This is a genomic window from Lysobacter sp. DMC97 (genome assembly GCF_056313745.1).
Genome location: NZ_JBQUZR010000008.1, coordinates 23,844 through 35,571 on the forward strand (window position 1 = coordinate 23,844; position 11,728 = coordinate 35,571).

Sequence of the window (11,728 nt, forward strand, 5' to 3'; positions counted from 1 at the left end):
GGCGGGTCAGGTCGCGGAGGGCAGCCTGAATTCGCCGACCGTCTGCACCAGCGCCGTCGCCGAGGCGCTCAGCGCGTCGGTGTCGCCGCGCTGCTGTTCGATCTCCACCAGCGTGCGCTGCGAGGCGTCGATGAGTTCGTTCGCGCGCGCCAGCAGGCGCTGCGAGGTCTCGGCCTGCGCGCGCGTCGCCTGCGAAATCGTGCGCACCGAGTTCACCAGCGCTTCGGTCGCGGCGCGGGTGTCGCTCATCTGCGTGCCCGCGCGGTCGGCGAGGCGGGTGATGTCCACGACCTGCGAGATCGTGCCGTTCATCGCCTGCAGCGTTTCGGTGGTGTCGGACTGGATCGCGCTCACCAGCCCGGCGATCTGCTGCGTCGCCTCGCGGGCGTTCTCGGCGAGGCGCTTCACCTCGTCGGCCACCACCGCGAAGCCGCGGCCGGCCTCGCCGGCGGCGACCGCCTGCATCGACGCGTTCAGCGCCAGCACCGAGGTGCGTTCGGCGATCTGGCCGATGATGGTCACCGCCGAGGAGATCTCCTGCGAACGTTCGGCCAGGCGCTTCACGCGCTTTTCCGTCTCGCGGATCTGGTCGCGTGAGGCGGTGATGCCCTCGACCGTCGCGCGCACCACCGTCATCGCCTCGGCGGTGGTGGTGAGCGCGCGTTCGGCTTCGCGGCCGGCGTCCTGCGCCTGTTCGCCGATCTGGCGCAGCGCGTTCGCGGTGCTGCCCAGCTCGGCCGACGCGGCGTTCGCCTGGTCGCTGGCTTCGTCGGCGAGGCGCAGCACCGAGTCGGCGCGCGCCTTGACGCGGGTCGAGCTGTCCGACACCTGCGCCGAAATCGTGTTCACCTCGCGCAACGCGCGGGCGGTGGCGCCGGTCATCATGTTGATGGCGTCCGACACCGCGCCGGTCACGTCCTCGGACACCGGCACGCGCACCGTCAGGTCGCGCTGCGCCAGCTGCGCGACCGAGGTCATGATGTCGATCACCGAGTTGTTGAGCTGTTCGTTCTCCTGCTGGCTGGACTGCAGCGTGGCCACGCGCTGGTCGAGCAGGGTGTCGAAGGCGTTCGCGAGGTTGCCGATTTCGTCGGCGGTGCCCAGGCGCACGCGCGCGGCGTAGTCGCCCTGGTTCACGCGGTTCACCGTGTCGGAGATGCGGCCGACGTCGCCGATCAAGTTGCGCGCGATCGAGAACGCCAGCAGCAGCGCGACCAGCAGCGCGGCGACGCAGGTGCCGACGACGATCGCGCGCTGGCGGTTGAGCGTGTCCAGGCGGATGTCGAGCTGGCGGTCCAGCTCCTTCACCACGGCCAGGTGCAGGTCGTTGAAGGCGGACATCACCGCATCGCCGGCGGCGTAGACCTGGTCGCTGCGGGCCTGCAGTTCCTCGGGCGCGAGCGTGGCCGCGAGCAACTGGTCGAGCGCGCCGGAGAACGCGAGCTGCGCGGCCTCGACCTTGCGCATCGGCGTGTCCACCGACAGCTTCACCGACGGCTGCGCCGCGATCGCCTTGTCGGTGTCCGAGCGCGAACGCACCACGGCGTCGGAGAGCAGCGCCTCGCTGCTCTGCAGGCGGGTGCGGCTTTCGGGCGAGAAGCCGGTGGCGGCGAGGCCGGCCAGCGCGGCGGCGCGGGCGCGGTGGTGGTTGGCGCTGGCGGTCGGGATGTTGTTCACCGCCGTGTCGCCCATCATGTACGCCGCCATCTCCGGGTCCAGGGTGATGTTGGAGACGTCGGACGCCTGTGAGACGAGCTTGCTCAGACGCTGCAGCTGCATCAGGTGCGTGTCGGCGATGGCGGTCGCGGCGGTGCCGGCGACCGGGCGCTGTAGGCCCTGCCAGCCGGCCTTGAACGCGGCCCAGTCGTCGGCCATGCGCCAGGTGGCGCCGTGCTGCGCCATCCAGCGGTCGATTTCCGTGATGTCGTTGCCGGCGCGCTGGCGCAGCGCGGTGATGTCCTGCGCGCGCGGCTGGCCGGTGGTCGCGGCCAGGTCGAGCGCGCCGCCGTGGCGCTGCACCGTCAGCGCGAGATCGCCGAGCGGCGCGATCACCGCGGTCCCCAGCTTTTCCTTCTCGGCGAAGTCGATCTGCTCCTGGGTGAAGCGGATCAGGAACGCGATGGCCACGATCGCCGGCACCACGAACACCAGCGAGAGCAGCGTCAGCTTCTGCGGGAAGCGCAGCCGGCCGATCAGCGACCTGCGGCGGGCGGGGGAAGGAGGCGTCTGGTCGGTCATGGGGTTCGCCCGGAAGGTTGCGAAGAGGAGTGGGGCTGGCGGAGGGGCCGGATCAGCCGGAGAGCGCGATGGCGCCGCCGGCGCCGATCTTCGGCGCCTCGACGGCCAGCCAGCGCGCGATGTCGAAACGGCGGGCCGCGCCGGAGGCGCTGTCGAAACGGTCGTCGAGGTAGGCGTCGAGCGGGCCGTGGTCGGTGCCCGCCGATGCCGCCGGCGACGTGGCCGGCGCCAGCGCCAGCAGGATCGGCATGCCGCTGCAGCGCATCGCGCAGGCGTCGGCGCCGTTGCCGATCGAGACGATCTGCGTGCGCGTCGCCGGGTCGTGGCCGAGGCCGGCCCAGGCCGCGAGGTCGAACACCGGCAGCAGCACGCCGCGCTGGCTGACCACGCCGAGGAACCACGGATGCGTGTTCGGCACCCGCACCGGCGCGGCGTCGATCAGCACCTGCATCGGCAGGCCTTCGGGCAGCACCAGCCAGGGCAGCGCGGGATGCGCGCGGAACGCGATCCGCGGTGCGGCGCGCGGCACTGCCGCGTCGGGCGCGATGGCCTCCAGGCCGACGGGCACGGGCTCGGTCATCGGCGCGGTCAGCTGTAGGCGCGGAGCGTTTCGAGGATGAGGTCGGGCGAGTAGGGCTTGCCGATCAATGCCTTGGCGCCCTGCATCTTCGCCCAGATCTGGTCGGCCTTCTGGTTCTTGCTGGAGACGAACACCACCGGGATGCCCTTGGTCTCGGCGTTCGCCTGCAACTGGCGGCAGGCTTCGTAACCGTCCATGTCCGGCATGATGATGTCGAGGAAGATCAGCGTCGGCCGCTCGGCCGTCGCCTTCTGGACCGCTTCGGCGCCGTTGGAGGCCGTGACCGAATGCCAGCCGGCGTCGGTGAGGATGGTGCGGAGGTTCGCGAGCTCGGCGGCGGAGTCGTCGCAGATCAGGGCCTTGGGCATGGGGATTCGGGGGTCCGTGCGGAAGCGTGGAGAAGGAAGGCGGGGTGGATGCGGCGCGGGTCGCGCCTCAGAGCCGGTAGCCGCGGGCGATCATCTGCGCGCGGTCGTTGCGGAAGTGCTTCAGCAGCGCCTTGTCGACGGCCTGGCTGAAGATCTCCCAGGTGATCGGCTTCACCAGGTAGCTGTCGCAGCCGGACAGCGCCCCGCGGGCGCGGTCGAACGGCGAGGAGCGGCTGGTCAGCATCAGCACGGGCATGCCGCGCAGGTAGCTGTTGTGCTTGATCCGGCGGCACAGCTCGTAGCCGTCGGTGCCGGGCATGACCACGTCGAGGAAGGCGAGGTCGTAGCTGCCGTGTTCCAGCAGGCGCATCGCCGCCTCGGCGCTGTCGGCTAGGTCGCTGGCGATGCCGACCCGCTGCAGCGCCTGGCGCATCTGTTCGCGCACGGTCAGGCTGTCGTCCACCACCAGCGCGCGCAGGGGTTTGGGTTCGCCCGCGCCGCCGGCGACGAACGCCGATTCCCGGGCGTCGGCAGCGCCCGTGTCCGGCTGCGTGGCCGGGGCGGCGGCGGTCGGATGCGGGCGGACCTTGCTGGCGACGAACTCGTGGTCGGCCAGGTCGTCCAGCACCTTCATCACGTGCAGCAGCAGCGACTTGCGCTGGATCCGGTAGCGGGTGTCGCCGGCCATGCCGTGGTCGGAGATGGTCACCGAGATCACGCCCGGATGGTGCTGGCGCAGCGTTTCATAGAGTTCCATCGAGCGCGGCGAGCCGGCGTCGACGATCACCACGCGCGGGTCGGTCGTGTTCTCGACCTCCGCGGCATGGAATGCATGGCGGCCGCTGCTGGCGCGGTTGACGACGATCTCCAGCAGCCTGGAATCCCTGGCGGTGAGTCCACAGAGCGCGACGGCGTAGGTCATGGCTTCAGATTTCCCTTTGACGGCCCGGGTGACGGGCGTCGAATCCCCCGCGGGGTGGAAGCAAGGAAGGTGCCAAAGATGAACGGGCCCTGTTCGCCGGCCCGGACACCCCGCACCCGCAAGGGTTAAATATGGGTTAATCTCGGGACGGTGACGCCGAAACGCGCACCCACTCCCCCCCCCCAGATTCCGCCATCCCATTTCCTTCAGGAGGACCCCGTGCGCAAACATCTCATCGCCCTCGCCCTGCTGGCCGCCACGCCGTTCGCGGCTTTCGCCCAGGACGAAGACAGCTCCGGCCTCAACTGGAACGCCGCCGCCACGTCCGAATACTTCTTCCGCGGCGTGTCCCAGACCGACGACCATCCGGCCCTGCAGGGCGGCGTCGGCTACAGCTGGACCAACGGCCTGTACGTCGGCGCCTGGGCCTCGAACGTCGACTTCGGTCACAACGATCCCACCGACGCCGAGATCGACACCTTCGTCGGCTGGAACGGCGACGTGTCCGACAAGGTCAACCTCGACGTGCAGCTGGTCCGCTACAACTATGCCGGCGAGCCGGACGGCGTGAACTACGCCTACAACGAACTGGTCGGCAAGGCCACGATCGCCGAGGACTACACCGTCACCCTCGGCTACACCAACGACTACCTCAACACCGACACCGACAGCACCTACCTCGCCGTGGGCGGCAGCTGGGGCGTCGGCAAGGACGTCAACCTGACCGCCAGCGTCGGCTACACGACCCTCGACAACGACATCGCCACCGAGAGCGGCTACTTCGACTACTCGGTCGGCGTGAACCGCGACTTCGGTCCGGTCAACGTCGGCCTGGGCTACGTCGGCACCAACAGCAACGCCGACAACGTGTTCGGCAAGGACAACGCCGAAGACAAGGTCGTCCTGACGTTCGCGATCGGCGGCTGATCCCGTCCGCGACCGCCGCAAGACCCGACGGGCGCCCTCGTGGCGCCCGTTTTCGTTGGGGGTCACGCCATCCGGAATACCTATCAATACGGTTCAGAATTGTCGTAATTCGACCTGAAATCGTATTCAGCGATCAATTCCAGCTCAGGACGACCTTGCCGGACCGCCCGGACTCCATGAGGTCGAAGCCGGTCTGGAACTCGTCGATCGGCAGCTGGTGGGTCAGCGCCTTGCCCAGCGGGAAGCCGGAGAGGACGAGCTGGGTCATCTTGTACCAAGTCTCGTACATGCGCCGGCCGTAGATCCCGTGCAGGGTGAGGCCCTTGAAGATGATCCGGTCCCAGTCGATGCCCGCGCCCTTGGGCTGCAGGCCGAGCAGGGCGATCTTGCCGCCGTGGTACATGCAGTCGAGCATGTCGTTGAAGGCGCGCGGGTTGCCGCTCATCTCCAGGCCCACGTCGAAGCCTTCCATGTGCAGGTCGGCCATCGTTTCCTTCAGCGAGGCCTTGGAGACGTTCACCACCCGGGTGGCGCCCATGTCGGCGGCCAGCTTCAGGCGGTAGTCGTTGATGTCGGTCACCACCACGTTGCGGGCGCCGATGTGCTTGCAGATGCCCGCCGCCATGACCCCGATCGGGCCTGCGCCGGTGATCAGCACGTCCTCGCCGACCACGTCGAACTCCAGCGCGCAGTGCGCGGCGTTGCCATAGGGGTCGAAGAAGGCGGCCAGCTCGCTGGGGATCTGGTCCGGGATCGGCCACAGGTTGCTGGCCGGGATCACCATGTATTCGGCGAACGCGCCGTCGCGGTTCACGCCGATGCCGACGGTGTTCGGGCAGAGGTGCTGCTTGCCGGCGCGGCAGTTGCGGCAGTGGCCGCAGACGATGTGGCCTTCGGCGGTCACCCGCTGGCCGACGCGGTAGCCGGTGACGCCCGGGCCGATCTCGGCGATGCGGCCGACGAACTCGTGGCCGATCACCAGCCCGGGGCGGATCGTGCGCTGGCTCCACTCGTCCCACAGGTAGATGTGGAGGTCGGTGCCGCAGATCGCGGTCTTCTCCAGCTTGATCAGCACCTCGTTGGCGCCCGGGGAGGGCACCGGCACCTGTTCCATCCAGATGCCCCTGGCGGCCTCGCGCTTCACCAGCGCCTTCATCGTCGTCGCGGCCATGGCCTGCCCGTTCGTACTACTGGGGCGCGGATTATAAGCCCCGGCCCGCGCCCTCCGGACCGTGCCGATGGCCATGTCCGGGCGACAGGTCGCGGCGCAGCCAGGGCGTGACTAACGGGCATGGCGGCCATCGCCGGCCAGCCGATACACTCGCGCTCTTTGTCCCGCGCCTGACCTGCCCATGTCCCGTCCCGGTTCCGCCATGCGTCCCCTCGTCCTCGCCGTCGCCGCCCTGACCGCCGCCGCCGGTGCCGTCTCGCCGCTGTCCACCGCCCGCGCCGCCGAAGGCATGTGGGTGCCGCAGCAGTTGCCCGAGATCACCGGGCCGCTGAAGACCGCCGGCCTGAAGCTGACCCCGAAGCAGATGGCCGACCTCACCGGCGACCCGCTGGGCGCCGTGGTCTCGCTGGGCGGCTGCACCGGCAGCTTCGTCTCGCCGCAGGGCCTGCTCGCGACCAATCACCACTGCGCCTACGGCGCGATCCAGCTGAACTCCACGGCGGAGAAGAACCTGATCGTGACCGGCTTCAACGCCGCCACCCAGGCGCAGGAACTGAGTGCCGGCTCCAGCGCGCGCATCTTCGTGCTCGACCGCATCGATGACGTCACCACGCAGGTGCAGGCCGCCATTGCCGCAGCGCCCGACGCGCTGGCCCGCAGCCGCGCCTACGACACCATCGAGAAACGCCTGATCGCCGACTGCGAGAAGACCGAGGGCTTCCGCTGCCGCCTGTACAGCTTCGCCGGCGGCGGCGCCTACCGGCTGTTCCGCAACCTCGAGATCAAGGACGTGCGCCTGGTCTACGCGCCGCCCGGCAGCGTCGGCAACTACGGCGGCGAGGTCGACAACTGGATGTGGCCGCGCCACACCGGCGACTTCTCGTTCTACCGCGCCTATGTCGCCCGTGACGGCCGCCCGGCGCCGTATTCGGCCGACAACGTGCCCTACCGCCCGAAGCAGTGGCTCAAGCTCGCCGACAAGCCGCTGGCCGCGGGCGACTTCGTGATGGTCGCCGGCTACCCGGGCAGCACCAATCGCTACGCGCTGGCGGACGAGTTCATGCAGACGGTGGACTGGTCCTATCCGACCATCAGTCGGCACTACAAGGCGATGGTCGCGCTGGTCGACGCCGAGGGCCGCAAGAACCCCGACGTCGCGGTGAAGTACGCCAGCATCGTGCGCAGCCTGGAAAACACGCTGAAGAACTACGACGGCCAGCTCGAAGGCTTCGAGCGCATGGGCGCGATCGGCATCAAGCGGAAGCAGGAAGAAGCGGTCGACCTGTTCCTCCGCAAGCGCGGCCGCGCCGGTGAGCCGGCGCTGGCGGCGTACAAGACCCTGGTCGGGCTGCAGACGCAGGCCGCGGCCACCCGCGAGCGTGACCTGGTGCTGGCGCAGCTCGGCCGCAACGGCGTGCTGGGCACCGCGGTGCAGCTGTACCGGCTGGCGATCGAACGCGCGAAGCCCGACGCCGAGCGCGAGCCCGGCTACCAGCAGCGCGACTACGCCCGCATCGAAGGCGACCTGCGCCAGATGGAGCGTCGTTACGCGCCGAGCATGGATCGCGAACTCACCCGCTACTGGCTGCAGCAGTACGTCCGGCTGCCGAAGGAGCAGCGCGTGGCGCCGCTCGACGCGTGGCTGAAGGGCAACGACGACAAGGCGATCGCCAATGCGCTGAAGGCGATGGGCGCGACCAAGCTGGGCGGCACCGACGAGCGCCTGCGCTGGTTGAAGGCCGACCGCAAGGCGTTCGAGACCAGCAAGGACCCGGCGATCCGCTACGCGGTGTCGATGATGCCGGCGCTGCTGCGTCTGGAGGAAGCGCGCAAGGCGCGTGCCGGCGACATGCTGGCCGCCCGCCCGATCTACCTGCAGGCGGTGGCCGACTACAAGAAGAGCCGCGGCGAAGCGGTGTACCCCGACGCCAACGGCTCGCTGCGCATCACCTTCGGCAACGTCGTCGCCTACACCAAGCGCGACGGCACCCGGCAGAAGCCGTTCACGCTGCTGGAGGAAGTCGCGGCGAAGGCGACCGGTCAGGATCCGTTCGACGCCCCGGCATCGCTGCTGGAAGCGATCAAGGCACGCCGCTACGGCGGGCTGGTCGACAAGAAGCTCGGCACGGTGCCGGTGAACTTCCTGTCGGACCTGGACATCACCGGCGGCAATTCCGGTTCGCCGGTGCTGGACGCCAACGGCCGCCTCGTCGGCCTGGCCTTCGACGGCAACTGGGAATCCGTCAGCTCCAACTGGGTGTACGACGGCAGCATCAACCGCATGATCTCGGTCGACCAGCGCTACATGCGCTGGATCATGCAGGAAGTGTTCCCGGCGCCGCAGCTGCTGCAGGAACTGGGCGTGCCGGCGAAGAAGTGATCGCCTGCCGCATCGCGGAAACGAAAACGCCGGCGCAAGCCGGCGTTTTCGCGTGCGACGCATCGCGTGGCGGTCAGTCGCGTGGCAGGCAGAGCGCGTAGCCGTTGGAGTAGCGCGCGCTGGTCTTGCCCCACGCCGTGAGGTTGCCGTTGCAGTCGATCGCGCGGTAGCCGATCGTGTTGCCGCTGGCGTCGAAGTAGTAGTAGAACTCGCCGATCGAGGTCGGCCCGGGGTTCGCGGCGAACGCCGTGCCGAGGGCGAGGGAAGCGAACAGGGCGAGCAGCCACGGCCGGCGGCCGCGCAGGATCGATGTCTTCATCGCAGGACTCCTTGTGTGTACGGATGCCGGGGACAGGGCCCGGCAGCCCGACTGTAGCCGCGTCGGTGTTCGCATGTCGTGATGCCGGTGTTGCGATCGCGTTTTCGCCCGCGGGCGAGGGCCGTCGTGGCCGCGCCGGAGGATTCCGACGGCCGGTCGCGGCCGCGCTGGTCACGCCGGTGCCGCCTCTGCTACGCTTTCCGGGTCGCGGATTCCCATGCCAGCCGGCCCCGTCTCCCGACCCGCAGGTGGATCGCCTGTCCAGCCCTCACGGCTGCAGCCGATCCCCCGGACCAGCGTCATCGGTCCACGCATCGATCCATGATGTTTGCGCAGTGCCGGCCAGCAGGGCTCCGCGGGATTCTTCCCCACTCAGGAGCCGACCCCAATGAAAGTGCTGGCATGCGATGGTATCCACGAAGACGGCCTGGCGATGTTCCGTGACGCCGGCTGGACCGTCGAAATCTCCGATCCGATCAAGGACCCCGCGAAGCTCGCCGTGGCGCTCGAAAGCGTCGATGCCGTGCTCGTGCGCTCGTCCACGCTGATCACCGCCGAGGCCATCGAGGCCGCGAAGCAGCTGAAGGTCATCGGCCGCGCCGGCGCCGGCGTCGACACCATCGACGTCGATGCCGCCACCGCCCGCGGCATCGCGGTGATGAACGCCCCCGACGGCAACACGCTCGCCGCCGCCGAACACGCGATCTCGCTGCTGTTCGCGCTGGCCCGCCACATCCCGAAAGCCGACGCCGGCATGAAGGCCGGCCAGTGGCCCAAGGCCGGCCTCACCGGCTTCGAGCTGGAAGGTAAGCGCCTCGGCGTGATCGGCCTCGGCCGCATCGGTGGCACCGTCGCGCGCAAGGCGCAGGGCATCGGCATGGAAGTGGCGGCGTACGATCCGTTCCTGCCACCCAACGCCGCGGCCAAGGGCAGCGTCGCGCTGAAGACGCTCGACGACCTGCTGGCCTGGGCCGACATCATCACTCTGCACATCCCACGCACCAAGGACACCACCAACCTGCTGTCCGAAGCGCGCATGCGCCAGATGAAGAAGGGCGCGTACCTCGTCAACGCCGCGCGCGGCGGACTGGTCGACGAAGACGCACTGCTGGCGCTGCTGGACGAAGGCCACCTCGCCGGGGCCGCGCTCGACACCTTCTCCACCGAACCGCTCCAGGCCGATTCGCCGCTGCGCGCGCATCCCAAGCTGATCCTCACCCCGCACCTCGGCGCGTCCACCAGCGAAGCGCAGCAGGCGGTGAGCACCATCCTCGCCAAGCAGATCATCGACTTCGTCGCCACCGGTGCGGTCGCCGGCTGCGTCAACCTGCCGCCGCTGACCGCCGAAGCCGCGCGCGAAGTGGGCCCGTGGATGCCGCTGATGTCCGCGCTCGGCCGTCTCGCCGTGCGCCTGGTGCGTGCGCCGACGCGGCTGGAGATCACCTACGCCGGCCGCACCGATGCGCTCGACACCCGCCCGCTGACCCGCCTGCTGGTCGCCGCGCTGCTCGGCACCGCGTCCGGCCGCGTCACTCCGGTGAATGCGCTCGCCGAAGCCGCGGCCCGCGGCCTCACCGTGGCCGAAACCGTCGGCGGCGACGGCGACGGCTTCGATCGCCTGCTGAAGGTGCGCGTGGTCGGCGACAACGGCACCGGCAAGGTCCGCACCCGCGAGATCGAGGCGACGCTGCATCGCGGCCCGCGCGTCGTGCGTCTGGACGGCGTCGAGATCGAGTTCGACCCGCTCGCGCACGTGCTGCTGATGCGCAACGAGGACCGCCCCGGCATGATCGGCCTGGTGGGTTCGCAGCTCGGCGCGGCCGGCGTGAACATCGTGAACTTCGCGCTCGGCGCCGCCGGCGACGGTCAGGCCCGCGCGGCGATCACGGTCGACAAGCCGCTCACCGACGACCAGCTCGCCGCGGTCAAGGCGACGCCGGGCATCCTCTCGCTGCAGCAGGTCTGACCGATGCGTGTCCTCCTCGCACGCCACGGCGAAACGCCGTGGAACGCCGAAGGCCGCTACCAGGGCCAGATCGACATCCCGCTCTCGCCCACGGGCGAAGGCCAGGCGCGCGCCCTCGGTGCGCGCCTGGCCGACGTGCGCATCGATCGTGCCATCGCGTCGCCGCTGACCCGCGCCCGCACCACCGCCGAGTTCGCGCTCGGCGATGCACGCAAGGCGCAGCTCGGCACCGACGCCGGCCTGCTCGAGATCGCGCACGGCGAATGGGAAGGCCTGCTCGCCAGCGAGATCCGCGAACGCGATCCGGAGCGCCTGCTGGCCTGGCGCGAAGCGCCCGAATCCGTGCAGATGCCCGGCGCCGGCGGCGAATCGCTGCAGCAGGTGCTGGATCGCGCGTGGCCCGCGTTCGAGCGCGCCACCGCCGGCCTCGGTGACGGCGACACGCTGCTGATCGTCGCCCACGACGCCGTCAACCGCGTGCTGCTGTGCCGGATCCTCGGCATTCCGCTCAATCGCCTGTGGAGCTTCCGCCAGGCGCCGGCGACGCTGAACCTGCTCGAAGGCCCGGAGGCCGCGCGTATGGAAGTGGTGCGGCTCAACGACTGCGCGCACCACACCGCGCTGTTCGGGGAGGCGGTGCATCGGGCGCTGTGAGGCTTGGCGTGATCCGCCGTCGCGATCGGTGATGTGACGGCGGCCGTGCGGCGTCCGATGTCCGGGCGCCGTATCGTCGCGATCACGCAAGGGATGTCATCCCGAGCCGCAGGCGAGGGACCTGCTGTTGCCTGCCCGAAATCGTTTCCATACGAGTGATGCGTCGCCCGTGCACATGGCCGCGTGAGCGTTTCGCGATGCGC

Annotated in this window: 10 protein-coding genes; 4 read left to right on the forward strand and 6 right to left on the reverse strand. The window is 69.8% G+C overall.

Annotated features, from left to right (window positions below):
• Positions 1–6: 6 nt before the first annotated feature.
• The 4 genes from ACT53Q_RS16925 to ACT53Q_RS16940 all read right to left on the reverse strand — a co-directional run bounded on the left by ACT53Q_RS16925 (position 7) and on the right by ACT53Q_RS16940 (position 4,108).
• The gene (locus tag ACT53Q_RS16925; protein WP_476187827.1) at positions 7–2,238 is read right to left on the reverse strand and encodes a methyl-accepting chemotaxis protein; all 2,232 of its coding nucleotides are present in this window, start codon (positions 2,236–2,238) and stop codon (positions 7–9) included.
• Positions 2,239–2,290: 52 nt separating this feature from the next.
• Complete coding sequence (locus ACT53Q_RS16930; RefSeq protein ID WP_476187828.1) at positions 2,291–2,818, reverse strand: chemotaxis protein CheW; 528 nt, start codon at positions 2,816–2,818, stop codon at positions 2,291–2,293.
• A gap of 8 nt (positions 2,819–2,826) precedes the next feature.
• A complete protein-coding gene (locus tag ACT53Q_RS16935) occupies positions 2,827–3,186 on the reverse strand; it encodes a response regulator (RefSeq protein WP_476187829.1) in 360 nt (119 codons plus the stop codon).
• Between the two features lie 67 nt (positions 3,187–3,253).
• A complete protein-coding gene (locus tag ACT53Q_RS16940) occupies positions 3,254–4,108 on the reverse strand; it encodes a response regulator (protein ID WP_476187830.1) in 855 nt (284 codons plus the stop codon).
• 219 nt (positions 4,109–4,327) lie between these two features.
• Here ACT53Q_RS16940 and ACT53Q_RS16945 point away from each other — a divergent pair, with 219 nt between their 5' ends.
• Complete coding sequence (locus tag ACT53Q_RS16945) at positions 4,328–5,035, forward strand: TorF family putative porin (RefSeq protein ID WP_476187831.1); 708 nt, start codon at positions 4,328–4,330, stop codon at positions 5,033–5,035.
• Between the two features lie 133 nt (positions 5,036–5,168).
• Here ACT53Q_RS16945 and tdh read toward each other — a convergent pair whose 3' ends face one another.
• Positions 5,169–6,191, reverse strand: a complete 1,023-nt coding sequence (tdh, locus tag ACT53Q_RS16950) for an L-threonine 3-dehydrogenase (protein ID WP_476188042.1) — start codon at positions 6,189–6,191, stop codon at positions 5,169–5,171.
• A 217-nt stretch (positions 6,192–6,408) separates the two neighbouring features.
• Here tdh and ACT53Q_RS16955 point away from each other — a divergent pair, with 217 nt between their 5' ends.
• Positions 6,409–8,586: a S46 family peptidase gene (locus tag ACT53Q_RS16955; protein WP_476187832.1), complete on the forward strand. Its 2,178-nt coding sequence runs from the start codon at positions 6,409–6,411 to the stop codon at positions 8,584–8,586.
• A gap of 73 nt (positions 8,587–8,659) precedes the next feature.
• Here ACT53Q_RS16955 and ACT53Q_RS16960 read toward each other — a convergent pair whose 3' ends face one another.
• A complete protein-coding gene (locus ACT53Q_RS16960) occupies positions 8,660–8,905 on the reverse strand; it encodes a DUF6289 family protein (protein WP_476187833.1) in 246 nt (81 codons plus the stop codon).
• A gap of 388 nt (positions 8,906–9,293) precedes the next feature.
• On the opposite strand from ACT53Q_RS16960, the gene serA reads away from it, so the two are divergent.
• A complete protein-coding gene (serA, locus tag ACT53Q_RS16965; protein ID WP_476187834.1) occupies positions 9,294–10,871 on the forward strand; it encodes a phosphoglycerate dehydrogenase in 1,578 nt (525 codons plus the stop codon).
• Positions 10,872–10,874: 3 nt separating this feature from the next.
• Positions 10,875–11,525, forward strand: coding sequence for a histidine phosphatase family protein (locus ACT53Q_RS16970; protein WP_476187835.1), 651 nt, complete (start codon positions 10,875–10,877; stop codon positions 11,523–11,525).
• The last annotated feature ends 203 nt before the right edge of the window (positions 11,526–11,728 follow it).